Below are 23,648 nucleotides of genomic sequence, written 5' to 3'. Positions count from 1 at the left end.
CCTCCTGCGGCTCTTGCACGGCCTTGCCCGGATAACGTGTTGGACATGGTTGGACGCATCGGCACCGCAGGCATGCTCGTTCTCGCTCTGGCCGCGTGCGCGGGCGGAGGGGGCGGCCCGGCGGCGCCGAGCTCGGCGGCGGCCGCCGCCCAGCCGAGCCCGGCCGCCTCCGCGCCGACGTCGCCGAAGCCCAGGACGGGCGAGGTCGAGCGGCTGGTGAAGGCGATGAGCCGGGAGGAGAAGGTCGGGCAGCTGTTCATGCCCGTCGTGTACGGCACCGCCGCCGACAGCGTCTCCGGCGAGAACCAGGCCAGGTTCGGCGCCCAGACGCCCGCGAAGGTCGTCGCCAAGTACCACCTCGGCGGCGTGATCCTCTTCCCGGCCAACGTCAGGAGCACCGCGCAGGTCGTCAGGCTCGCCAACGGCCTGCAAGCGGCCGCGAAGCGGGTCCCGCTGCTCATCGGCACCGACCAGGAGAACGGCCTGGTCTCGCGGATGTCGGCGCTGATGACCGATCTGCCCAGCGCCGACCGGATCGGCGCCACCGGGGACACGGAGTTCTCGCGGGCGGTCGCCAGGGCCACCGGCGACGAGCTGAAGGCGCTCGGGGTCAACCTCGACTTCGCCCCGGTCGCCGACGTGAACCTCAACCCGCGCAACCCGGTGATCGGCCGGCGGGCCTTCGGCGACGACCCGGCCAAGGTGGCCAAGATGGTGGGCGCGGCGGTCAAGGGCTTCGGGGAGGCCGGGGTCGCCAGCACCGCCAAGCACTTCCCCGGCCACGGAGACACCGCGACCGACAGCCACACCGGGCTTCCGGTGATCAAGCACACCCGGGCGCAGTGGGAGAAGCTGGACGCGCCGCCGTTCCAGGCCGCGATCGACGCCGGCGTGGACGCGATCATGAGCGCGCACATCGTGATGCCGAAGCTGGACGACTCCGGCGATCCGGCCACGCTGTCCAAGCCCATCCTGACCGGGCTGCTGCGCGACAAGCTCGGCTTCAAGGGCGTGATCTCCACCGACGCCCTGAACATGGGCGGGGTGCGCAAGAAGTACGGCGACGGTGAGGTGGCGGTACGCGCCGTGCTGGCCGGGGCCGATCTGCTGCTCATGCCCGCCGACTTCCCGAAGGCGTACAACGCGGTGCTGGGGGCGGTGAAGTCGGGCCGGATCTCCGAGGCGCGGCTGGACGCCTCGGTGACCCGGCTGCTCACGCTGAGGAAGAACCGCGGCTTCCTGACCGAGGCGCCGAAGGCCTCGGCCGAACAGGCCGCGAAGGTACTGCGCTCGGCCAAGCACAGGAAGCTGGCCGCCCGCGCAGCCGGTTAGCGCTCGGCTTAGTGCTCGGCGCGCAGCCCACTCGCGATGTACATGGCCGAGAGCATGGTGAACAGGTACGCCTGCAGGAACATGATGAACAGCTCGAAAGCCGTCAGCAGGATCGTCATCACCACGCCCAGCAGCCCGATCGGGGCGCCCAGCGGGCTGAGCTTCTCCACCAGGAACCAGAAGCCGACCGAGCTGAAGAAGGCCAGCAGCATGTGGCCGGCGAACATGTTGGCGAAGACCCGGATGGCGTGGGTGGCCCACGAGAACAGGAACTGGTGCGCCAGCTCCATGGGCACGTAGATCCCCAGCGCCCACTTGGGCAGGTCGGGCGGGACGGACATGTTCCTGAGGTAGCCGGTGAATCCCTGATGCTTGACGCCCAGGTAGACCCTGAGTACGAAGATCGCGACGGCCAGCACGGCGGGGAAGGCGATGTGCGAAGAGGCCGGGAACTGGACGAACGGGATCAGGCCCACCAGGTTCCAGGTCAGGACCAGTAGGAACAAGGCGAACAGCAGGCCCATGAAGCGGTCGGCGTCGGCTCCTAGGAACGGCTTGGCGACCTGCTCGCGGACGAAGAGGTAGACGTACTCCCCGGCGTTCTGGACGCCACGGGGGACGATCTTGGGCTTGGCGAAGGCGGCCCAGCAGAAGGCGATGACGAGCCCCGCGCAGACGACCGCGAGGAGCACGGGTTTGGTGAACCAGAAGGGGCCGCCGTCGATGATCGGCGGGAAGACGAAGATGTCCGGACCAGGGGCGCGATAGTCGTCGATGGTCACCATGCGGTCACCCTAACCAGCGTTAGGTTGAGCCCGATTAAGCGGTTATGTCCCGCCCGCCGCCGGCCGCGTTCCCGGGGGAACTACCCTAGAACGATATTCCATCACCGGGAGGTCTCCGTGGTCGCAGGAGTGCTGATCGACTGGGGCGGCGTGCTCACGACGAGCCTGTCCACCGCGATCGCCAAGTGGATCGAGGCCGATCGCATCGACGGCGCCCACTACCGCACGGTCATGCGCGGCCTCGTGGACCACGCCTACAACGGCGACGGCGAGAGCGTCGTGCACGCGCTGGAGCGCGGGGAGATGCCGGGAGCGGCGTTCGAGCGGGACCTGGCGGCGCGGCTGCGCACCGTGGACGGGGCGCCGCCGGTCGCGGAGGGGCTGCTGGAGAGGATGTTCGCGGCGTTCGACCGGGTGGACGTCATGTACGACATGCTGCGGATGGCGCGGACGGCGGGGATCAGAACCTGCCTGCTGTCGAACTCGTGGTCCAACACCTACCCGCGCGACGGCTGGGACGAGGTCTTCGACGCGGTGGTGATCTCCGGCGAGGTGGGCATGCGCAAGCCCGAGCCGCGCATCTTCCACCATGCGCTCGACCTGGTGGGACTGCCCGGCGGGAGCTGTGTGTTCGTCGACGACATCGAGGCGAACATCACCGCCGCCCGCGGCCTCGGCATCACCGGCATCCACCACCGCGACGCGGACACGACCATCGCCGAACTCGAGACGCTCCTCCGCCTGCCGCTGCGGCGGGCATGATAGAGCTCTTGATTTCTCGGAAAGGCACATCATGCGCGTCTATCTGCCGTGCACGCTCCCCGCGCTGGCCAAGGCCGTCGCCGCGGGAGAGCTCGGCCCGGCCCCGTTGATCGGCTACGCGGTCACCCCCGCGCTGACCGAGTGGTACGCCTCCGGCGACACCGAAGAGCTCGAATACGTGGCGCTCACCGAGGCGGCCCGCGCCTCGCTGCGCATGCTCGCCGCCGACCGAGCCGACGGCGTCGACGCCGCCCCGCGGCGGGTGGTGGTCGCGGCCGAGGTCCCCGACGGGGGTCTCACCGTGGGCGTGGACCTGGCCGAGCGCGCCAGGGTACGGCTGGCGGAGTCGGTCCCCCTGTCCAAGGTGGCCGCGGCACACGTGGACGACCTGTACGCCATCCCCGACATCGAAGCGGCCATCGCCGCTCTCCCGGCCGCGGACGACGGCGACGACGACGCCCGCTTCACCGTGGACGGCGCCGAGGCGCACGAACTGATGTGGTACGCGACCCAGGAGATCCCCGACCTCCTGCGTTAAGGTCGCCCCAATTCGGAGATTGTTCTTGACTCTTTCGTGAACCTCCCTTGTAGGCTGCCGTGGTTTACACATCGGATAACACGAAGGAGTCTGTCTCAGTGAGAATCCGAGCCGCAGTAGCCGGAGTGGCGGCCACGGGGGCGCTTCTGGCCATGATGTCTCCCGCCGCGCACGCCGCTCGGGGTTACGACGGGAAGGACCCGTACAAGTCCGGCTGTGCCGCCTCGGGGATCGTCTCGAAGCAGAGCACGCTGGTCCAGAAGGGTTCGGGCAAGAAGTACGGCACGATCAAGCTGATGTGGTCGCGCAAGTGCAAGACCAACTGGGCCGAGATCTGGGTGTCCCCGCTCGACACCGGCCTCATCCGCGTCATCCTGGCCAAGCCCAACGGCAACGGCAACAGGGTGGTCCACTTCGACTACGGCAAGGGCAACGGTGGCCACCACTGGGGCGACATGATCGAGGGCGCCAACATCTGCGCCTGGGGCTACGCCGTGGCCAAGCACACCAAGTCCTGGGCCAACGGCAAGACCGCGCAGGCCTGCGGCTGATCACCCTGGCTCGCGGCTGATCAGCGCGCGGGGGAGCCGCGGCCTTCGGGTCGCGGCTCCGTCATGTTCACCGGAATGTCGCGATCGGCCGATACGATTGTCCTGACATGACGAAGCACATCATCTGGGACTGGAACGGTACCCTCTTCCACGACATCGACGCGGTCGTCGGGGCGACCAACGAGGTCTTCAAGCCCTACGAACTGCCCATCCTCGACGCCGACGGCTTCCGCGCCGTCTACACCCGCCCGATCTGGCTGGCCTATGAGCGCATGCTCGGCCGCGCGCTCGAAGACGGGGAGTGGGAGCGGCTCGACGACGGCTTCCACGAGCACTACTTCCGCCTGAGCGTCGCCTGCGGCCTGGCCGCCGACGCCCTGGCCGCGCTGCAGGGCTGGGACGGCACGCAGTCGCTCTGCTCGATGGCGCCGCACGCCCACCTGGTCCCGCTGGTCGAGTCGTTCGCGATCCACCAGCACTTCACCAGGATCGACGGGCTGCTCGGCACCACCGGCGGTGAGAAGGCGGCGCACATGAGCACCCACCTGGCCGCCATCGGCGTCGAGCCCGCCGACGTCCTGGTGATCGGCGACAGCGTCGACGACGGGCTGGCCGCCCGGCACGTCGGCGCCCAAGCCGTCCTCTACACCGGCGGCATGACCACCAGGGCCGACCTCCAGGCCACCGGCCTGCCCGTGGTCGACACCCTGGCCGACGCCCTCTCCTACGCCTGAGCGGTCGCGTCGTTGACCTGAGCGGCGGGGATGGGCATCGTGGGGTCGGTGGGCAAGGTGGAAGAGACGCGAGACGGGGTCGAGTTCAGCAACCTCGGCCAGCCGCTGTTCGACGGGGCGGAGGCCACCAAGCGGGACCTGGTCGACTACCTGGACGCCGTGAGCGGCCAGCTCGTCGCGGCGCTGGACGAGCGGGCCCTGTCGGTGATCCGGGTGCGGCCGGGCCAGCCGCCTTTCATGCAGAAGAACCTGCCCAAGTACGCGCCGGAGTGGATCGACAGCGTCACCCAGTGGGCCGAGAGCTCCCACCGCGAGGTCCGCTACGCCGTGTGCGGCGACCGGCGGACGCTGCTGTGGTTCGCCAACCAGCGGGCCGTCGAGTACCACCCGTCGCTGTTTCGCGGGGACCGGCCCACGCATCTGATCCTCGACCTCGATCCTCCGGCCGAGGACGGGGCGTTCGGGCTGGCCGTACAGGCTGCTCTGCTGGTGCGGGCGGCGCTGCGGGCGGACGGGCTGGAAGGGGCGGTGAAGACCAGCGGCGCCAAGGGCGTGCACGTGTTCGTGCCGGTCGCGGAGGGCACGGGCGTCGAGGATCTCGCCGCGGCGACCCGCGCGGTCGCCGCGCGCGCCGAGCGGCTGGACCCGGCGCTGGCGACCACCGCGTTCATCCGCGAGGACCGCGGTGGCAAGGTCTTCCTGGACTCCACCCGCGCGGGCGGCGCGACCGTGGTCGCGGCCTACAGTCCGCGGGTACGGCCCGGCGCCCCCGTCTCCTTCCCCGTCCCGTGGGCGGACCTGGACCGGGTGAGCCCGTCCGACTTCACCATCCACACCGCGCCCGGCCTGCTGTCCGGCGCCGACCCGTGGGCCGAGGCCATGCCGGAGCCCCAGCGCCTGCCCGACGACCTGGTCGCCGAGGGCCACACCATCCCGATCGCCCGGGTCCAGGCCATGCACGAGGGCAAGCGCCGCGCCGCCCGCGCCCGCAAGACCTCCTGACCGCTCAGGAGTGCCGGAGCAGGGCGGGGATGGGCGCGAGGAACATGGCGCAGGTGTAGGCGGCCAAGGGCAGCAGCATGAGCGTCGAGGAGATCGCGAACACGCTGAGGCACGGCAGGTCGGCGCCCGATCCCGCGAGCAGCACGAGCGTTCCGATGACCAGTCCGGCGCCGGCGGTCGCCGCGGTGGCGAACCCGATGAGCCGGTCGTAGACCATCATGCGGCGGATGCGCCGCCGTCCCTGGGCGGCGACCTGGGCGCCGGCGGACTGGCGCAGGTAGGAACGCAGCCGGCCCAGGGTCGAGCAGCTCGCGGCGGCGCCCACCGTGGTGGCGGTCATGCCGAGCGTGGCCAGCGCGATGCTCATGACGCCGGCGTCGGCGCTGCGGCGGGCGGCGATGTCCTGGCGGGTGTGGACGGTGTAGGCGGAGCCCAGCTCGCCGGCGACCTGGTCGCGGACCGGTCCCGCGAGCGAGGCCGAGTCGAGCGTCACCTGCAGGCCACTGAGCCTGATCGGGCTGACGAGGGCGGCGGCGGTCTGCGGGTTCAGGCCGAGCGTACCTCTGGCGATCATGGATTGGTCCATGTCGACCTGGAGGACGCCGCTCACGCGCAGGTGGACCGGCGTGCCGCGCGGGTCGGTGACGGTGACGGTGCTGCCGACGCCGAGCCTGTGGGAGACGGCGGTCGCCTCGTCCACGACGGCCTCGCCGTCGATGGCGGGCGGCCTGCCGTGGACGATGGGAAGCATGGGCAGGCCGTTGGCGGGCAGCGCGACGACCTCCATCGCGGTGGCATCGGCCCGCGGCCAGCTGGCCCGTACGGTGCCGCCGCGCACCTCGCGCACGGCGGTGACGCCGGGGAGGGCGCGCAGGGCGGCGATCGTCCGGCCGGGGATCTGTGGCGGGCCGCCCTCGCGCGGGAAGCCGGCGGGCAGCACCGCGAGGTCCATGCGCTCGGACGAGAAGCATTGGGTCAGCCGCCCGGATTCCGTGCCGTTGCCGATCCAGGCGCCCATGATGAGCGCCGAACCGGCGATGACGGCGGCCAGGCAGGCCGCCAGGCAAAGCATGTGACGCCCTATAGCGCACTTCCACATAGCGTTAACCTCCGCAAATCACGCTATGTCGTGAAATGTCGCTTATCGTCATCCCCAGAGACGGTCGTGGCAACCATCTTCACGCTGGCGGCTCATCGAAACGCTGAGGCCGTACCAGATCATTCTCGTAGGCGAAGATGATGAGGCGGCTGCGGTGCGGCAGGTGCAGCTTGCCGAGCACGTTGTCCACGTGGGTGCGCACGGTGACCGGCGACAGCGACAGCCGCTCGGCGATCTGGGAGTTCGTCAGCCCGCGCGCCACCAGCGTGAACACCTCCTGCTCCCGTCGCGTCAGCTCGTCGAGGCTGCCCGCCGCCACCGGGGCCTCGTAGAGCTGCGGGCGGTACTCGTCCAGCAGGCGCTTGGCGAGCATGGGGGAGACGTAGGCGCCGCCGTCCGCGACCGTGTGGATGGCGCGCAGCAGCTCCTCCGGCGGCGCGTCCTTGAGCACGAACCCGTCGGCTCCCGCCGCCAGCCCAGCTCTGACCAGGCCGTCCTCGTCGAAGGCGGTCAGCAGGACGACGCACGTGGCCGGGAAGTCCGTCCGCATGCGGGCGGTGGCCTCGATCCCGTCCATGCCGTGCATGCGCACGTCCATGAGCACGACGTCGGCCGGCGTCTCGCGCAGCGCCACCAGCGCCAGCGCGCCGTCCGACGCCTCGCCGACCACCAGGATGTCCGGCGCCGAGCGCAGCACCATCCGCACGCCCGCGCGGATCAGCTCCTGGTCGTCCACGAGCAGGACCCGCAGGAGGTTCTCGCCGTCAGGCCGCATCGCCACTCTCCTTCGCGTACGGCAGGCGGCCCTCGGCCGCGCAGGACAGTCGGATCGGGTATGGCAGGCGCGCCTCGACCACGAAGCCGCCCCCACGCCGCGCACCGGCGCTGAACTCGCCGCCGAGCCCGCGCACCCGCTCCCGCAGCCCGACCAGCCCGTTGCCGCCGGCCGGCAGGGAGACGGCCGCGAGCGGGCCGCCGCCGTCGTCCTCGACCTTCACGTAGGCACCGGTCGTGGTGAAGGCGGCGAACACGGAGGCCGCGACGCCGCGCCCGGCGTGCTTGAGCACGTTCGTCAGCGCCTCGCCGACGACCTGCTGGGCGGCCAGGAGCACCTCGTCCGGCGCGGTGTCCGGCTCGCCCTCGACGCGTACCGCGATGCCGGGGACGCCGCTGCGCCGCATCCGCTGGGCCAGGTCGTCGATCGCCTCGCGCCACGGACGCGGGCAGGAGCCGGCGCGCAGGGCGCTCACCAGTTCGCGCATGTCGTGCAGGGCGGAGCGGCCGCACTCGGCGATCTGCGCCAGGGCGGCCTTGGCGCCTGCCGGATCGGCGTCGAGCCCGAGCCGCGCGCCCTCGGCATGCGTGATGATCACGGTCACGTTGTGCGCCACGCTGTCGTGCAGGTCGCGGGCGATGCGCAGCCGTTCGCGGTCGACCGCCGCGCGGGCCTCGCCCTCCCTGGCCCGCTCGGCGAGCAGCAGCCGCTCCCTGATGCCCTGCATGACCATGCGCTTGGCCAGCACGTAGCGTCCGGCGAACCAGACCAGCACGATGAACAACAACTGGTTGGCCATCCACGGGAACGGCATCATCGACGTCGGGTAGGCCAGCGCCCAGACGACGTGGCCCGTGCAGGTGAGGATCAGCGCGGGCAGCGAGATCGCGAGGCTGCGGCTGACGGCCACGGTCGCCAGCGCGATGCAGACGCCCAGGTCGGCCAGCAGCGGTGGCCAGCCGTTGAGCATCTGGACCAGCGCGAGCGCGGACACCAGCGTGAACACGCCCACCGGATACAGGTGGCGCCACATCATCGGCGCCAGCAGGGCGATCGTCATCGCCAGGTCCGCCCAGGGCTGGTGGGGCGGCCACAGGTTGGCCAGCACCCAGCTCGCGACGGCCAGCGGGACGATCCAGATCAGATCACCCGCCAGGAATCGGGCCGTCGGCCGGAGGCGTGCTGTGGCACTCACGGGGTCAATATAAGTTTTCCCAGGTCAGAAGCTTGATCAATTCTTGCGTGTCGTCATGATGAGCGGGTTTCTTCTCACAAAGCATCACTACCGGCAATCATGCTTAAATGCCCTGGCGGGGCAGCTTCGCGGGGGCGGGAGCCGTACCCTGACAGGAACCCCCTCAGGAGGCTGCCATCAACCGCCTTGTGCTCTGGAACATCGACCTCACGCTGGTCGACGTCGCGATCGTGACCCGCGACGCCTACGCGGAGGCCTTCCGGGTCGTGACCGGGCGGCCCCTGGTCAAACTGGTGCCGGCGCTGGGGCGGCCCGACTCCGAGATCGTCTTCGAGACGCTGGCCGTCAACGGGATCGTGGCCGAGGACGCCCACCTGCCCAAGTTCCTGTCGGCGCTGGCCATGGCCTTCGCCGACCGGCGCAAGCGGCTGGCCAAGGAGGGGCGGATGATGGCCGGGGCCAAGGACGCGCTCAAGGCCGTGGCCCGGCTCGACGGGGTGATCCAGACGGTGCTGACCGGCACCATCAAGAGCAACGCGGTGCACAAGCTCAAGGCGTTCGGGCTGGACAAGCACATCGACTTCGACCTCGGCGGCTATGGCGAGGAGGTCTACCCGAAGGCCACCCTGTTGCAGGTGGCGCAGGGGCGGGCCAAGCAGCGGGCCGGCACGCCGTTCACGGTGGCCAACACGGTGGTGATCGGCGACTCGACCCGCGACGTCCAGGCGGCCAAGATCGGTGGGGCGGCGATGATCGGGGTGGCTTCCGGGCGCTCGATGGCCTCGGAACTCCGTGAGGCGGGGGCCGATCTGGTCCTGCCCGACCTGACCAACGCCTCCGAGGTGGTCGCCGCCGTCGCCGGCCTCACCTCCCCCCTCGACCGCAAAGCCGTCTAACCCCACCCCAACCCCCGGGCAGCGGCCGGGCACAACTACCCGGCACCCCAGAGGGTGGTGGCGCTCAGGAGCCCCGGTGGGCGCTTCGGGGGTGTCCCGCGGTCCCGGTGTCTGCGGGTGTGGCGCTTTCGGGTTTGCCGGGTAGTTGTGCTGGGGCTGGGTCCGGGGTGTGGGTGGTTAGGGCTGGGTGGGGAGGTTGTTGAGGAAGTAGGCGGCTATGGGGGCGGCTACCGCGGAGCCGGCGCCGCCTCCCTCCACGATGACGGAGAACGCCAAATCCCCCTTGTAGCCGATGAACCACGAGTGGGCCGGCGGTTCCTTGCCTGAGCCGTACTCGGCGGTGCCGGTCTTGCCGGCCGTACCGGCGGGGAAGGGGGCTGCTTGGGCGGTGCCCTCGGAGACGACGGCGGGCATCAGCGTGCGCAGGGCCTTCACGATGTCGTCCTCCAGCGGGCGGCGGGCCTCGCCGTCGGTCGGGACCAGCTCGGCCGGTACGAGGCGGGGCGGGCGCCACGTGCCGGAGGCGATCGCGGCGGCCACCGCGGCCATGTTCAAGGGGGAGGCCAGGACGCGGCCCTGACCGATGGAGGCGGAGGCGAGGTCGGTGTCGTCCTTGGCGGCGGGGAAGTCGGCCCGCACCGCGGGTACGCCGGGGTCGATGGGCACGCCGAAGCCGAAGTCCCCGGCGACCTTGGCCAGCCGCGAGGCCCCGAGCGAGCCCACGGTCATGGCGCCGAACGTGGTGTTGCACGAGTGGGCGAAGGCGTCACGGAACGGCAGGCTGCCGTAGTTCTTGTAGCCGGCGTTGTGGAAGGGGAAGCCGCCGATGTTCTGCTCGGCGGGGCACTTGACCGTCTGGGTGGCCGAGACGCCGTCGGCGACGAGCGCGGAGGCGGTGACGACCTTGAAGGTGGAGCCGGGCGGGTACTTGCCCATGAGCGCCCGGTCGAACCCGCCCCGGTTGTTGACGACGGCCAGGATCTCGCCGGTTGAGGGGCGCAGGGCGACCAGCGCGGCGGGCTTCTTGGTGAGCCGGAGCGCTTTCGCCCCGGCCGCGTGCACGCGCAGGTCGAGCGTGGTCTGGAACGGCGCCCGCTTCGCCGCGCTGACCTCTTCGAGGGTTTTGACCAGCTTGTCGCCGTCCTCGTACAGGTTGATCTTGGCGGTGTTGGGCACGCGTAGCCGGTCGACGTACTTCGCCTTCAGCCCGGCCACGATCTGCTGGACGGAACCGGGCACGTCCGCGGAGTCGATGCGCGTGCCGCCCGCCGCCAGGACGGGCACGTTCTCGTCCTTGCCGGTCACCAGCCGCAGCGACCGGCCGGGCTTGAGCTCGGGGTGGATGGTGGCGGGCGTCCAGGCGACCATCCAGCGCCGGTCCTTCTCGACCAGCTTGAGTTCGCCCTCGTAGTCCAGGTCGGGCCCTCGCCCGATGAGCCTGGCCCCGAAGCTCTCGTAGCCGCGATCGGCCGCGTCGGAGGCGAACACCCCACCGCTCCTGATCGCGGTGAACGACTGCCGTTCCAGCTTGAGGTCGCGGCGTACCTTCTCGTGCCACTCGACGAAGTCCTTGGGCGGATCGGCCACCAGCGCCTTCATGGCGGCGTAGTCGTTGCTCGACCAGGCCGACAGATAGGCGTCGGCGGTCTTCTCGGCCGAGCCCTCGGTACGCAGGGCCCAGACGACGCCGCCCGCCGCGACGGCGGGAACGAGCACCCCCGCGACCACCCACGGCCACCTGCGCCGCCGTCGTCGCCGTGGCGGCCCCTCCTGCCGCGACTCGCCGAGCATCGGTCCCCCTGTCATAGCCATGACGCAGAGAACACCAGACACCACCAAACCATGTCCAATATGGATATAGGCCCAGAGTAGATATAAATCCGGATATCATCGCTGGCCATGGACCTCGTCCGGCACCTGCGCTACTTCACCGTGGTGGCGGAGGAACTTCACTTCGGCAACGCCGCCATCCGCCTCGGCATGGCCCAGCCGCCGCTCAGCCAGCGCATCAAGCGCCTGGAGGAGGAGCTCGGCGTGCGCCTGTTCGACCGCTCCGCGCGCCAGGTCCGCCTGACCGAGGCGGGCCGCCTCCTGCTCGGTGAGGCCCGCGAGATCGTCGCCCGGGTCGACCGCCTGCGCGAGCTGGCCAGGCACGGTGAGGGCGCGGTGCTCAAGGTGGGCGTCCCGCCCGACCTGGCCGCCGCGGTGATCGCCGCCCTGGTCGCGGGCTTCCGCGAGAGCCATCCCGAGGTACGGCTGGCGCCCGCCGAGATCTGGACCGCCGACCAGGTGGCCGCCCTGGCCGCCGGCACGATCGACGTCGGCGTCGTCCGGCACCCGGTCACCGCCCCCGGCCTGTACTTCGGCCAGACCCTCGTCCAGCCCCAGGGCGTGCTGCTGGCCGAGGGCGACGAGCTGACCCAGCGCGCCGAGGTGCACCTGGCCGACCTCGCCGGGCGCGAGCTGCTCATGCCGCCGAAGGAGGGCGAGCCGGGCATGCACGCGGAGGCGCTGGCAGAATGCCGTCGCCGTGGGTACGTACCCGCGCAGGTGCACGAAGGGTCGGGCCTCGGGCTGGTCATGGCCGGGGCCGCGGTCGCGTTCGGGCCACGGCAGGAGTCGCCGGGGCTGGTCTGGCGGCCGCTGATCGGTTCGCCGCTGTCCTACCGGATCTCCACCGCGTGGCGGGTGGCCTCCGACACGGTGGCCGACTTCTCGGCGGCGGCCGTACGAACACTGAAGGAGAGCGCCGGGATGGCGGAACAGAGCTCGGCGCCCGTGCGGCGGGTCAGCCGCAGGCCGGGGGCGCTGGCATGAACGAGATCGAGCTGGGCGAGGTGTTCGCGGCGGCCGGGGTCGAGGGGTGGCTGCACGCGGTCGACATCGACGGCGGGCGCGAGTGCGGCTACCAGCCGGACGAGGCCAGGCCGATCGCCTCGGTGTTCAAGGTGCCGCTGCTCGTGGAGCTGTGCAGGCAGGCCGACGCGGGCCGGGTCGATCTGGCGGAGCGGGTGCTGGTGCCGGCGGCGGGGCGTACGTCGGGGCCGACGGGGCTCTCGGCGATGCGGGACGAGGTGACGATCTCGCTGCGCGACCTGGCGTACCTGATGATCGCGGTCAGCGACAACGCCTCCGCCGACGTGCTGGTCGAGCGGGTGGGGCTGGACGCGGTCAACGCCATGCTGGCGGGGTTCGGGCTCCACCGAACCCGGGTGACCATGAACGGCGCGACGATGCTGGACAGCATGGCCGAGGACAGCGGGCACGGCTGGCCGTTCCAGGACCTCGACGAGCTGGCGCGGATGCGGGCGCTGGACCCGGCGCGGACCAACAGCAGCACGCCGCGGGAGCTGACGCGGCTGTTCGCGATGATCTGGCGGGACGAGGCGGCCTCGGCCGAGCTGTGCGGGTGGATGCGCGAGGTGTTCGCGCTGCAGGTGTGGCCGCACCGGCTGGCGGCGGGCTTCCCGTACGACGATGTGGACGTCAGCGGAAAGACCGGCACTCTGCCGACTATTCGCAACGAAGCGGGGGTAGTGGAGTATCCCGATGGCGGCCGCTACGCCGTGGCCGTTTTCACCCGATCGTTCAGCCCCGCGGTGAACCAGCCGAGGGCCGACGCGATCATCGGCACGGCGGCGCATATGGCGGTTGACCACCTAAGAAGGTAGCGGGATGTGTGGGCGGTCGAGTGTGACTTTCCACCTGGCGAACGACAGGATGGGCGCATGGTTGAGGAAGGTGCACTTGTCTGGGAGCCGACCGCCGAGGTGGTCGGGCGGGCCAAGCTGACCGCCTACCTGCGTGAGCAGGACCGGATCGGCGCGCGGTACGAGGACGTGTGGCAGTGGTCGGTCGACAGCCCGGCGGAGTTCTGGCAGTCGCTCTGGGACTACTTCGAGGTGGTCGGCGAGCGCGGCGACGGGCCCGTCCTCACGGGGACGATGCCGGGCGCGGAGTGGTTCTCCGGCTCCTCGCTGAACTACGCCGAGAACGCGCTCGCCCGCGGCGAGGGCACCGCGGTCGTCTTCGTCTCCGAGGACGGCGCCCGCCAGGAGATCGGCTACGACGAGCTGCGCTCGGAGGTGGGCAGGGTCCGCGCCGGTCTGGTGCGGCTCGGCGTGGGGCGCGGCGACCGCGTCGCCGGCTACCTGCCGAACATCCCGCAGGCGCTCATCGCCTTCCTCGCCACCGCCTCGCTGGGGGCGATCTGGTCGGCCGGTTCGCCCGACTTCGGCGTGCCCAGCATCGTCGACCGGTTCCGGCAGATCGCGCCCAAGGTGCTGATCGCGGTCGACGGCTACGCGTACAATGGCAAGAGCTTCGACCGCTCGGCCGCCGTCGCCGAGATCGCCGCCGCGCTGCCCTCGCTGCGCGCGACCGTGTGGATCCCGTACCTGACCGCCGCCGAGGAGGGCCGCCCGCCGCAGCGGGCCGAGCCCGCGCCCGGCCACGCCGCCGCGGTGCCGTCCGGCGAGGTGGTGGGCTGGGAGGGGCTGCGCGCGGAGGAGGGGCCGCTGGAGTTCGAGCGCGTGCCCTTCGGTCACCCGCTGTGGATCCTCTACTCCAGCGGAACCACCGGGCTGCCCAAGCCGATCGTGCACGGGCACGGCGGCGTGGTGCTGGAGCACCTGAAGTCGCTCTCCTTCCACCAGGACCTCGGTGAAGGGGATGTGTTCTTCTGGTACACCACCACGGGCTGGATGATGTGGAACTACCTCATCGGGGCCTTGCTGGTCGACGCGGTGCCGGTCCTGTACGACGGGGCGCCCAACGACCTGTGGAAGATCGCCGCCGACGAGGGCGTCACGTACTTCGGGGTCGGCGCGCCGTACATCATCGCCTCGATGAAGTCAGAGGTACGGCCGGCCGGCCTCGACCGGCTGCGGGGTATCGGCTCGACCGGATCCCCCCTGCCGCCCGAGGGGTTCGCGTGGGTGGCCGAGACGCTGCCCGGCGTGCCGCTGGGCTCGTTCTCCGGCGGCACGGACGTGTGCACCGGCTTCGTCGGCGCCACGCCTCTGCACGAGATCAGGGCGGGCGTGATCCCGTGCCGGTCGCTGGGCGCGGCCATCGCCTCCTTCGACCCGACGGGCAAGCCGGTGATCGGCGAGGTGGGCGAGCTGGTGCTGACCGCGCCGATGCCCTCGATGCCGGTGATGTTCTGGAACGACCCCGGCGGCGAGCGCTACCGCGACAGCTACTTCGACGTCTATCCGGGCGTCTGGCGGCACGGCGACTGGATCAAGATCAACGAAGACGGCTCCTGCGTGATCTACGGCCGCTCCGACTCGACGCTGAACCGCGGCGGCGTGCGGATGGGCACCAGCGAGTTCTACCGGGTCGTCGAGCGCTTCGAGGAGATCGCCGACAGCCTGGTCATCGACACCGGGCAGCTCGGCCAGGAGGGCCGCCTGCTGCTCTACGTCACGCTGGCCGAGGGGGCCACGCTCACCGACGAGCTGGTGGCGGCGCTGAAGACCACGCTGCGCGAAGAGCTGTCACCCCGGCACGTGCCCAACGAGATCCGCGAGGTGCCCGGCATCCCGCGGACCCTGTCGGGCAAGAAGCTGGAGGTGCCGGTGCGCAAGATTCTGCTCGGCACCCCCGTCGAGCAGGCCGCCAACCCCGACGCCATGGCCAACCCCGAGGTGCTGCGCCACTTCAGGCCCTGACCGCGGCCAGCGCCCGGCTCCAGGCGACGACCTGGTCGAGCATCATCGTGACCTGGTCGTCCTGGTGGGGGCGCGGCCTGAAGACGCTGAAGTCCTCGAAGTCGGCGTGCAGCAGCAGCTCCACGCCGGCCTGCACGTTGGCCACCTTGACCTGGCCGAGCACCTGCCGCAGGTGCTCGGCCGCACGTACGCCGCCGCTCACGCCGTAGCCGACGACTCCGGCGGACTTGTCATGCCATTCGGCGTACAGGAAGTCGATGGCGGTCTTCAGCACGCCCGGGGTGCCCCGGTTGTACTCCGGGGTCACGAAGACGAAGCCGTCGTATCCGGCGATCGTCTCCGACCAGGTCTTGGTGTGCGGGTGGTCGTAAACGCCGGAGGCCGCCGCCAGCGCCTCGTCCAGGTGCGGCAGCCGATGGTCCTTGAGGTCGATCAGTTCGTACGCGGCGTCGTCGCGCTTGGTGGCCAGTTCGTGAACCCAGCGGGCGACGGCCTCGCCGTTGCGGCCGGGACGGGTGCTGCCGATGATGATGCCGATCTTCGTCATGCGTTCCAGAGTAGGAAAGCGGATGAAGACATCCAATGCGCTGTCGTCTGCATTTTATACGCGAGCGTCTTGAGAGCTATACTGCCGGTGTGGATCTGCTGAGTGACGTGATCGCCTCCATGCGCGTCGGGCGGGCCAACTCGGTCCGGGTCGAGTGGCGCGCCCCCTGGGGCCACGCCTTCCCCGCCGCGGCGGGTTCGGCCGCCGGTTTCCAGGTGGTCCTGCAAGGTTCGTGCTGGCTGCTTCCGCCCGAGGGCGAGCCCATCGCGCTGAGTGTCGGCGACGTCGTGTTCCTCCCGCAAGGCCACGCCTACGTGCTGGCCGACTCGCCCGACAGCGCGATCGCCACGGCCGACTGCGGCGACGGGGAGCCCGAGCTGTTCGCCTCCGCCGTCCTGGGCGGCGACGGTCCCGGCACGGTGCTGCTGGGCGGCGGCTACCGGCTCGACCCCTCCAGGCTCCACCCGATCCTGCGTTCGCTGCCCGAGGTCGTCCACCTGCCCGCCCGCCTCGGCCACCATCCCGAGCTGCGCGCCGCCGTCGACCTGCTCGGCGCGGAGATCGACCGCCCGCGCGCCGGGGCCGACCTGCTCGTCTCCTCGCTGCTCGACATGCTTCTGCTGCTGATCCTGCGCACCTGGTTCGACGGCTCGCACGAGCACTGCAAGGTCGACAACTGGGCGCGGGCGCTGACCGACCCGTCGATCAGGGCCGCCCTCGACGCCATTCACCGCGACCCCGCGGCCCCGTGGACGGTCGAGTCGCTCGGCCGCGAGGCGGGCCTGTCGCGGGCCGCCTTCTCCCGCCGCTTCACGCAGCTGGTCGGTCAGCCGCCGCTCGGCTACCTGACGTGGTGGCGGCTGAGCACCGCCGCCCACCTGCTGCGCGAGAGCGACGCTCCGCTCGGGGAGATCTCCGCGCGGGTCGGCTACGGCTCGGAGTTCGCCTTCGCCAACGCCTTCAAGCGCGAGTACGGCCTGGCCCCCGGCAAGTTCCGCCGCGAGTCGTGCAGGCTGCCGACGATCAGCGCGCTCCCAGATGCGGCAGGCACGGCTCCAGCCCGGTGATCGTGTAGCCCTCCTCCGGCTTCCAGTCCTCGCGGGCCATGCGGAAACGCTTGCTCGGGACCGCCTCGCCCTTGCGGTTGTCGACCTGGACACCGTCCTCGCGGTAGCCGAGTTTCCTGGTCACGCCGAGCGAGGGCAGATTGTCCTCGAACGCCACCGTCCTGGCCCAGCGCGCGCCCAGCCCCTCGAAGGCCAGATGCAGCGCGGCCTTGCGCATCTCGGTGCCGATGCCCTGGCCGTGGAAGCGGCGGCCCAGCCAGGAGCCGGTGACCACCTCGCGGGTGACCGCGAAGTCGCACGCCGCCACTTCCTGCGTACCGACCACCTGGCCGTCGCGGACCACCACGAAGTTCGCCGTCCAGTCCTCCGGCTTCCAAGTGCCCCAGGACTTGAAGTGGTAGAGCACCGTCGCCTTGGCCCGCTCGCCGGGCTCCGCCTCCGTCCACGGGATGACGAAGGGCATGAATCCCTCCTCGTGCACGCCTTCGGCGGCCCGCTCGGCCAGCTCGTCGAGCTCGGCGAACGACGGCATGTGGAGCTGGAGGTTCGGGGTGGTGATCCGGAGCTTGAAAAGGGGCCAATGACGCATGCATGCAGGTTTATGCCAGCTAGACGCCCTGGGGCAACCGAAATACCCGGCCCGGGTCGTAGGCCGCCTTGACCTCGGCCAGCCGGGCGGCGTTCGGGCCGTAGTAGGCCGAGCGCCACGCGCGCAGGTCGGGGTCGATGTAGTTCACGTAGGCGTGGTCGCCCAGGAACGCGCGCATCTCGCCGTGGACGCCGCGCAGCCAGGTGCGGGAGGTGCCGTCGGCGTAGTACTGGACGCTGTAGAGCGCCGCCCGGTGCGGGAAGGCGGTGTCGCGCACGCCCACCCGGCCGATCGCGCCGCCGAACGCGTCCAGCAGCACCGCGTGCTGGCCCGGCCTGGCCACCCAGGCGACCAGTTCGGCGATGCCCGCGGCGGGGAGCCTGCCGTAGGCGAGGTGCGACTTGGCGGAGAACGTCGTGCGCGGTCCCGGCCCGCCGGCCATGATCCGCATCGCCGTCAGGTACGGCACCACCCGCGCCGAACGGGACTCCGGCTGCCCGACCTTGGCCACCAGCGCGGCGAGGTGCCGGTTGAGCCCGGTCAGGCCGCCCAGGTAGGTCCCGGCGAGCTGGACGTGGAGGCCACCGCGGTCGCGTATCAGGTGCAGCGTCGACCACAGCTCGTCGGGCGCGCCCGGCGCCCAGGCCTGCCAGGCGGCGACCGCGGCGGCCGCCTTCGACCAGGGCCAGCGCAGGAAGAAATGGCCGATCTCACGCGCGGTGTGGGTGCGGAACGTGAACGAGGTGGCGACGCCGAAGTTGCCGCCGCCACCGCCGCGGCAGGCCCAGAACAGCGCGGGATGCCGGATGGCGTCGCAGTCCAGAACCCGCCCGTCGGCGGTGACCACCCGCACGGAGACCAGCCGGTCGCAGGTCAGCCCGTACTTCCTGGAGACCGCGCCGATCCCGCCGCCCAGCGCCAGCCCGCCCACGCCGACCGTGGGGCAGGAGCCGGCCGGGATGCTCACCCCGTGCCCGGCGAGCTTGGCGTAGACGTCCATGAGCTTGGCGCCCGGCCCGATCGTGGCCAGGCCCGCGCGGTGGGTGACGGCGTTCAAGCGCGACAGGTCGACGACGAGGCCGGAGCCGGTGGACCAGCCCGCGTAGGAGTGCCCGCCCGAACGCGCGGTGACCGCGACGCCGGTGCGCCGGGCAAACGCCAGACATTTCGCAACATCTTCTGATGTTTCGCAGTACGCGATGCCGCCTGGGCGGATGCGGTCGAAGGCCGGGTTGTACAGGCGCTTCGACCGGTCGTACGCGGCGTCGCCGGGGCGAACCAGAGTGCCCTTGAGCCCGCGGCGCAGGCCCGCCCAGTCGGGTGGCGCGGTGGAGAGGGACAGGGGGACCAGCGCGGCGGCGCCCAGAAAGTCACGGCGGTTCACAGCTCATGTGACGAGGCCGGTGGCCGACGGGTTGGTTACGACTCCATCACCTTCCCCGGCGCCGTGTCAGCGCGGTGACGGTTCTGTGTCAGGGCGGTCGGTGAGGGTGGGCGCCATGAGCGAATCTCTCCACACCGTCACGACGATGCCGGCGGCCCGTCAGCCCGGCTGTCCCTTCGACCCGCCCAAGGAACTGGTCGAGGCGCGCGACCATGGTCCGATCAGCCGGTTCACCTTCCCCGACGGGCACGAAGGCTGGCTGGTCACCGGCTACGACCTGGTTCGAGCGGCACTGGCGGACTCGCGGTTCAGCTCGCGCAAGGAGCTGATGCGTCATCATCCGCTGATCGACTTCGGTGACATCGAGGTGCCGCCGGCGCCGCCGGGTGAGTTCCTGCTGATGGACGATCCGCAGCACAGCCGCTACCGCAAGCCGCTGGCGGGCAAGTTCACGGTACGGCGGATGCGGCAGCTCACCGAGCGGATCGAGCAGGTCACCGCCGAGCACCTGGACGCCATGGAGAAGGCCGGGCCGCCCACCGATCTGGTGACCGCCTTCGCCAAGCCGGTTCCGGCCGTCATGATCTGCGAGCTGCTCGGCGTGCCCTATGAGGATCGGGGCACTTTCCAGGCGAACGTCGAGAAGTTCATGGACGGTCAGACCCCCGACGAGGAGCTGATCGCCGCCTATACCGCGGTACAGGCCTACCTCGCCGAGCTGGTCGCGGCCAAGCGCGCCAACCCCACCGACGACGTGCTCAGCGACCTCCTTGACGGCGACCTGACCGACGAGGAGCTGCGCGGGGTCGCTCTGGTTCTCCTGGCGGCCGGGCTGGACACCACCGCGAACATGCTGGCCCTGGGCACGTTCGCGTTGCTGCGCAACCCGGCGCAGCTGGCCGCGCTGCGGGCCGACCCTTCGCTCACCGAGCGGGCCGTGGAGGAACTGCTGCGGTATCTGACCGTGGCGAAGACGTCCATGCGGACGGCCCTGGAGGACGTCGAGCTGGGCGGGCAGACCATCGCGGCGGGGACGGCGGTGATCCTGTCGTACAACACGGCCAATCGTGACCCGGAGCGGTTCTCCGATCCGCACGTTCTGGATCTGCGCCGGCAGGACGGCGGCCATCTGGCCTTCGGGCACGGCATCCACCAGTGCCTGGGGCAGCAGCTGGCCAGGATCGAGATGCGGGTGGCCTTCGCCGCGCTGGTCAAGCGATTCCCGACGCTGCGGCTGGCCGTACCGGCTGAAGAGGTCGTGCTGCGTCCTGAGACCGCCGACATCTTCGGGGTCAACAGCCTCCCGGTCACCTGGGACGCGTGACCCATGAGGATCACCGCGGACACCGAGCGCTGCATCGGGTCGGGAATGTGCGCGCTGACGGTGGGTGAGGTGTTCGACCAGAGCGAGGAGGACGGCAGGGTGGTCGTCGTCCGGCCCGAACCGCCCGCCGAGACGCGGGACGCGGTCCGCCAGGCCGTCGATCGGTGCCCCGCCGGGGCGATCGCCATCTCCAGCGGACCTTAGGAGCGACATCCGACGTGCGCGGCGGCCGGTCATCCCGGCCGTCGCGCACTTTCGCGTCGTGATGCCGTCCTATCTGGGGTAACACCTGGATAACGTCCCATCTACACGTGTTGCCAACCGGGAAGGGCGGACGAATACTGCGGAATCAACACGAGTTGATACGACCGAAGGGCGAACCCGCAGTGGTCACACGCCGTGACGTGGCACGACTGGCCGGCACCTCAGAGGCCGTCGTCAGCTACGTGCTCAACAACGGGCCGCGCAACGTCGCCCCCCACACCCGCGAACGGATCCTGCGCGCGATCGACGAGCTCGGCTACCGCCCGAACGTCGTGGCCCGGTCGCTGCGCACCAGCCGTACCCACACGATCGGGCTCGTCGTCCCCGACAACGCCAACCCGTTCTTCGCCGAACTGGCCCGCGAGATCGAGGACGTCGCGTTCGAGCACGGCCTGACCCTGCTGCTCGGCAACGCCATGGACGACGACGAGCGCGAGGCCGCGTACGTGCGGACCCTGATCGACCGGCAGGTCGACGGCCTGATCCTCATTCCCGCCCACGGCCCGCGCGCCTGGCGCTCCCAGCTGGCCGCCTCCCGGGTGCCGTGCATCGTCCTGGACCGCGAGCTCGACGACACCCCCGCCAGCCACCTGCTGCTCGACAACGAGGGCGGCGCCCACGAGGCCACCCGCCACCTGCTCGGCCACGGGCAGCGGCGCATCGGCTGCGTGGCCGGTCCCAAGGACATCCACCCCACCGTCGACCGGGTCGCCGGGTGGGCGCGGGCGCTCACCGAGGCGGGGCTCGATCCGTCGGTGATGCCGCTGGCGCATGGGCCGTTCGGGCGGCGGCAGGGCTACCTGAGCGGGCGGGAGCTGCTGTCCCGGGAGGACCGGCCCACGGCGCTGTTCGTGACCAGCGACGAGCAGGCCATCGGGGTGATGCGCGCGGCGGCCGAGCTGGGGCTGACGGTGCCCGGCGACGTCGCCCTGTGCTCCTTCGACGGGATCGCCGCCTCGTCGTACACCGTGCCGGCCCTGACCACCATGCGGCAGCCGATCGAGGAACTCGGCCGGCGCGCCGTCGAACTGCTCGCCGCCAAGATCGGCGGCGACGCGACGCGGGGCGAGCGGGTGGTGCTGGAGGCGACGCTGATCCGGCGCGGGTCCTGCGGTTGTCCCGACCCCGTGGGCGGGGTGGACGATGGCTGAGCCCGTGTGGAGCGCGTTCGCGGCCGTCATCCGGTACGGCACGCGAGCCGGGAGGGCGTCACATGCGTCCTGACGGGCTGTGGCATCCGCGCCTGCTGCAGATCCTCTCGGCGGCCGGACACACCGACCTGATCGTGGTGGCCGATCCCGGCCTGCCCGTGCCGCCCGGCGTCGAGACGGTGGACCTCGTCTGGCGCAGGGGTGAGCCGGCCTTCCTCCCCGTCCTGCGCGAGGTGCTCGCCGAACTCGTCGTCGAGACCGCCTACATCGCCGAGGAGTCGCCCGACGGCTTCCTCGACGGCGTCCTGACCCGGCCAGAACGTATCCCGCACACCCAGCTCAAAGAGCTTGCCGCCCAGGCCCGCGCGGTCGTCAGGACCGGCGAGGCCACGCCGTACAGCAACGTCGTGCTCCAAGCGGGCGTTCCCTTCTGAAGGAGACACCAGATGAACAAGAAGATCGTCGTTGTGGCCGGTCTGGCCCTCGCGCTCGCCGCGTGCGGCAAGGAGGGCGGCACGACCGGTGGACAGAGCGCCGCCGCGCCCGAGCCCGGTGAGAAGCCGGGCGTGTGTTTGGTGATGAAGTCGCTGGCCAACGAGTTCTTCCAGCAGATGCAGAAGGGCGCGGAGGAGCACGCGGCCAAGCGCGGCGACCTCACGCTGAGCGTGGTCGGCATCCAGAACGAGACCGACATCGACAACCAGGTCGCCGCGATCGAGAAGTGCGTGACGCAGCAGGCCAAGGCGATCGTGATCGCCCCGGCCGACTCGCGCGCGCTGGTCGCCCCGCTCAAGCGCGCCGTGGACTCCGGCGTGAAGGTCGTCAACATCGACGTCCAGCTGGAGGAGGGCGCGATGAAGTCGGCCGGAATCGCGGACAAGGTGCCCTTCGTCGGCCCCGACAACCGCGAGGGCGCCAAGCAGTCCGGCATGGAGCTGGTCAAGGCCGTCGGCAAGGACGCCGAGGTGGTCATCCTGGAGGGCAACCCGGGCGCGGCCAACGCCACCCAGCGCAAGACCGGGTTCCAGGACGCGATCAAGGAGGGCGGCCTCAAACTGGTCGACTCCAAGACCGCCCACTGGGAGACGAACGAGGCCCACACCGTCTTCGGCAACATGCTCACCGCCCACCCGAACATCAAGGGCGTGCTGGCCGCCAACGACAACATGGCGCTCGGCGCGCTCAAGGCCATCGAGGAGCAGGGCAAGAAGGAGCAGATCAAGGTCGCCGCGTTCGACAACATCCCGGCCATCGCCTCCTACGTCAAGAGCGGCGCGGTCGTGTCGACCCTCGACCAGTACGGCGCGCAGCAGGCCGCCAACGGCATCGACTACGCGATGAAGATGATCGCCGGCGAGAACGTCAGCGGCTGGCAGAAGACCGAGATCAAGCTCATCACCAAGGACAACGTCGGATGATGCGGGTCACCGGCCTCGTCAAGCGCTTCCCCGGCGTGGTGGCGCTGGACGGCGTCGACCTGGACATCCGGGCGGGCGAGATCCACGCCCTGGTCGGTGAGAACGGCGCCGGCAAGTCCACGCTGGTCAAGGCGCTGGCCGGGATCCACGCGCCGGACGGCGGCTCGATGACGCTGGACGGGCGGCCCTACAGGCCCGGCAGCGCCGCCGACGGACTGGCGGCGGGGATCTCGGTCGTTCATCAGGAGCTGGCGCTGCTGCCGTACCTCACCGTGGCGGAGAACCTCTTCCTGCGCGCGCTCCCGCGCAAGGCGGGAGTGGTCGACCGGCGGCGGCTGCGCACGGACGCGGCGGCGCTGCTGGCCGAGATCGGGCTGGACGTCGCGCCCGACACGCCCGTCGAGCGGCTCGGCATCGCGCAGATGCAGCTCGTGGAGATCGCCAAGGCGATCTCCACCGAGGCCAGGCTCCTGATCATGGACGAGCCGACCGCGACGCTCACCTCGCGCGAGTCCGGGCGGCTGTTCGGCATCCTGCGCGGGCTGCGCGAGCGCGGCGTG

24 protein-coding genes and 1 pseudogene are annotated in these 23,648 nt (G+C 70.9%); 17 read left to right on the top strand and 8 right to left on the bottom strand.

Annotated features, from left to right (window positions below; genetic code table 11):
- Window positions 1–45 precede the first annotated feature (45 nt).
- Complete coding sequence (locus tag ACIBHY_RS38030; protein WP_397309248.1) at window positions 46–1,332, top strand: glycoside hydrolase family 3 protein; 1,287 nt, start codon at window positions 46–48, stop codon at window positions 1,330–1,332.
- Window positions 1,333–1,340: 8 nt separating this feature from the next.
- On the opposite strand, the gene atpB is transcribed toward ACIBHY_RS38030, so the two are convergent.
- The gene (atpB, locus tag ACIBHY_RS38025; protein ID WP_397309247.1) at window positions 1,341–2,117 is read right to left on the bottom strand and encodes a F0F1 ATP synthase subunit A; all 777 of its coding nucleotides are present in this window, start codon (window positions 2,115–2,117) and stop codon (window positions 1,341–1,343) included.
- 117 nt (window positions 2,118–2,234) lie between these two features.
- On the opposite strand from atpB, the gene ACIBHY_RS38020 reads away from it, so the two are divergent.
- From ACIBHY_RS38020 to ACIBHY_RS38000, 5 genes are all read left to right on the top strand, one after another.
- Window positions 2,235–2,879 (top strand): HAD family hydrolase, encoded by a 645-nt coding sequence (locus tag ACIBHY_RS38020; protein WP_397309246.1) that lies wholly within the window; start codon window positions 2,235–2,237, stop codon window positions 2,877–2,879.
- Window positions 2,880–2,910: 31 nt separating this feature from the next.
- A complete protein-coding gene (locus ACIBHY_RS38015; RefSeq protein WP_379609845.1) occupies window positions 2,911–3,417 on the top strand; it encodes a DUF6912 family protein in 507 nt (168 codons plus the stop codon).
- Window positions 3,418–3,515: 98 nt separating this feature from the next.
- The gene (locus ACIBHY_RS38010) at window positions 3,516–3,968 is read left to right on the top strand and encodes a DUF2690 domain-containing protein (protein WP_397252080.1); all 453 of its coding nucleotides are present in this window, start codon (window positions 3,516–3,518) and stop codon (window positions 3,966–3,968) included.
- Window positions 3,969–4,075: 107 nt separating this feature from the next.
- The gene (locus ACIBHY_RS38005; RefSeq protein ID WP_397252079.1) at window positions 4,076–4,702 is read left to right on the top strand and encodes an HAD family hydrolase; all 627 of its coding nucleotides are present in this window, start codon (window positions 4,076–4,078) and stop codon (window positions 4,700–4,702) included.
- A gap of 48 nt (window positions 4,703–4,750) precedes the next feature.
- Window positions 4,751–5,704, top strand: a complete 954-nt coding sequence (locus tag ACIBHY_RS38000) for a DNA polymerase domain-containing protein (RefSeq protein WP_397252078.1) — start codon at window positions 4,751–4,753, stop codon at window positions 5,702–5,704.
- Between the two features lie 4 nt (window positions 5,705–5,708).
- Here ACIBHY_RS38000 and ACIBHY_RS37995 read toward each other — a convergent pair whose 3' ends face one another.
- The 3 genes from ACIBHY_RS37995 to ACIBHY_RS37985 all read right to left on the bottom strand — a co-directional run bounded on the left by ACIBHY_RS37995 (window position 5,709) and on the right by ACIBHY_RS37985 (window position 8,773).
- Window positions 5,709–6,776 carry a hypothetical protein gene (locus ACIBHY_RS37995; RefSeq protein ID WP_397309245.1) on the bottom strand — a complete coding sequence of 356 codons (1,068 nt, stop codon included), beginning with the start codon at window positions 6,774–6,776 and terminating at the stop codon, window positions 5,709–5,711.
- A 106-nt stretch (window positions 6,777–6,882) separates the two neighbouring features.
- Complete coding sequence (locus ACIBHY_RS37990; protein WP_397252076.1) at window positions 6,883–7,578, bottom strand: response regulator; 696 nt, start codon at window positions 7,576–7,578, stop codon at window positions 6,883–6,885.
- Window positions 7,568–8,773, bottom strand: a complete 1,206-nt coding sequence (locus ACIBHY_RS37985) for a sensor histidine kinase (RefSeq protein WP_397309244.1) — start codon at window positions 8,771–8,773, stop codon at window positions 7,568–7,570. The genes ACIBHY_RS37990 and ACIBHY_RS37985 overlap by 11 nt, the downstream gene beginning before the upstream one ends.
- A gap of 188 nt (window positions 8,774–8,961) precedes the next feature.
- Here ACIBHY_RS37985 and ACIBHY_RS37980 point away from each other — a divergent pair, with 188 nt between their 5' ends.
- Complete coding sequence (locus ACIBHY_RS37980) at window positions 8,962–9,669, top strand: HAD family hydrolase (protein WP_397252074.1); 708 nt, start codon at window positions 8,962–8,964, stop codon at window positions 9,667–9,669.
- Window positions 9,670–9,846: 177 nt separating this feature from the next.
- On the opposite strand, the gene ACIBHY_RS37975 is transcribed toward ACIBHY_RS37980, so the two are convergent.
- Complete coding sequence (locus ACIBHY_RS37975; RefSeq protein ID WP_397309243.1) at window positions 9,847–11,481, bottom strand: penicillin-binding transpeptidase domain-containing protein; 1,635 nt, start codon at window positions 11,479–11,481, stop codon at window positions 9,847–9,849.
- Window positions 11,482–11,568: 87 nt separating this feature from the next.
- On the opposite strand from ACIBHY_RS37975, the gene ACIBHY_RS37970 reads away from it, so the two are divergent.
- Genes ACIBHY_RS37970 through ACIBHY_RS37960 form a run of 3 tightly spaced genes read left to right on the top strand, consistent with a single transcriptional unit; the run spans window position 11,569 to window position 15,344 of the window.
- Window positions 11,569–12,486 (top strand): LysR family transcriptional regulator, encoded by a 918-nt coding sequence (locus ACIBHY_RS37970; RefSeq protein WP_397252072.1) that lies wholly within the window; start codon window positions 11,569–11,571, stop codon window positions 12,484–12,486.
- Window positions 12,483–13,340: a serine hydrolase gene (locus ACIBHY_RS37965; RefSeq protein ID WP_397252071.1), complete on the top strand. Its 858-nt coding sequence runs from the start codon at window positions 12,483–12,485 to the stop codon at window positions 13,338–13,340. The genes ACIBHY_RS37970 and ACIBHY_RS37965 overlap by 4 nt, the downstream gene beginning before the upstream one ends.
- A 57-nt stretch (window positions 13,341–13,397) precedes the next feature.
- Entirely contained in the window at window positions 13,398–15,344 is a 1,947-nt protein-coding gene (locus ACIBHY_RS37960; protein WP_397252070.1) for an acetoacetate--CoA ligase, read from the top strand.
- Here the strand turns inward: ACIBHY_RS37960 and ACIBHY_RS37955 are convergent.
- Window positions 15,334–15,891: an NADPH-dependent FMN reductase gene (locus tag ACIBHY_RS37955; RefSeq protein ID WP_397252069.1), complete on the bottom strand. Its 558-nt coding sequence runs from the start codon at window positions 15,889–15,891 to the stop codon at window positions 15,334–15,336. The genes ACIBHY_RS37960 and ACIBHY_RS37955 overlap by 11 nt on opposite strands.
- A gap of 89 nt (window positions 15,892–15,980) precedes the next feature.
- Here ACIBHY_RS37955 and ACIBHY_RS37950 point away from each other — a divergent pair, with 89 nt between their 5' ends.
- A complete protein-coding gene (locus tag ACIBHY_RS37950) occupies window positions 15,981–16,958 on the top strand; it encodes an AraC family transcriptional regulator (RefSeq protein WP_397309242.1) in 978 nt (325 codons plus the stop codon).
- Here ACIBHY_RS37950 and ACIBHY_RS37945 read toward each other — a convergent pair.
- Entirely contained in the window at window positions 16,915–17,547 is a 633-nt protein-coding gene (locus ACIBHY_RS37945; RefSeq protein ID WP_397309241.1) for a GNAT family N-acetyltransferase, read from the bottom strand. The genes ACIBHY_RS37950 and ACIBHY_RS37945 overlap by 44 nt on opposite strands.
- A 19-nt stretch (window positions 17,548–17,566) precedes the next feature.
- Window positions 17,567–18,931 carry an FAD-binding oxidoreductase gene (locus tag ACIBHY_RS37940; protein ID WP_397309240.1) on the bottom strand — a complete coding sequence of 455 codons (1,365 nt, stop codon included), beginning with the start codon at window positions 18,929–18,931 and terminating at the stop codon, window positions 17,567–17,569.
- Between the two features lie 115 nt (window positions 18,932–19,046).
- Between ACIBHY_RS37940 and ACIBHY_RS37935 the strand changes: the two genes are divergently transcribed.
- From ACIBHY_RS37935 to ACIBHY_RS37910, 6 genes and pseudogenes are all read left to right on the top strand, one after another.
- A complete protein-coding gene (locus ACIBHY_RS37935) occupies window positions 19,047–20,255 on the top strand; it encodes a cytochrome P450 (RefSeq protein WP_397309239.1) in 1,209 nt (402 codons plus the stop codon).
- Window positions 20,256–20,258: 3 nt separating this feature from the next.
- Window positions 20,259–20,459: a ferredoxin gene (locus ACIBHY_RS37930; RefSeq protein ID WP_397252064.1), complete on the top strand. Its 201-nt coding sequence runs from the start codon at window positions 20,259–20,261 to the stop codon at window positions 20,457–20,459.
- Window positions 20,460–20,659: 200 nt separating this feature from the next.
- The gene (locus ACIBHY_RS37925; protein ID WP_397252063.1) at window positions 20,660–21,670 is read left to right on the top strand and encodes a LacI family DNA-binding transcriptional regulator; all 1,011 of its coding nucleotides are present in this window, start codon (window positions 20,660–20,662) and stop codon (window positions 21,668–21,670) included.
- A 62-nt stretch (window positions 21,671–21,732) separates the two neighbouring features.
- Window positions 21,733–22,104: a D-ribose pyranase gene (rbsD, locus tag ACIBHY_RS37920; RefSeq protein ID WP_379609828.1), complete on the top strand. Its 372-nt coding sequence runs from the start codon at window positions 21,733–21,735 to the stop codon at window positions 22,102–22,104.
- Window positions 22,105–22,116: 12 nt separating this feature from the next.
- Entirely contained in the window at window positions 22,117–23,088 is a 972-nt protein-coding gene (locus tag ACIBHY_RS37915) for a sugar ABC transporter substrate-binding protein (RefSeq protein ID WP_379630897.1), read from the top strand.
- Window positions 23,085–23,522, top strand: a pseudogene (locus ACIBHY_RS37910) (ATP-binding cassette domain-containing protein); the annotation flags it as partial. The gene ACIBHY_RS37915 and the pseudogene ACIBHY_RS37910, both read left to right, overlap by 4 nt.
- Window positions 23,523–23,648: the final 126 nt, after the last annotated feature.

This window comes from Nonomuraea sp. NPDC050547, assembly GCF_044457345.1.
Taxonomy (GTDB): domain Bacteria; phylum Actinomycetota; class Actinomycetes; order Streptosporangiales; family Streptosporangiaceae; genus Nonomuraea.
This window is presented reverse-complemented; position numbering and strand designations above follow the sequence as displayed.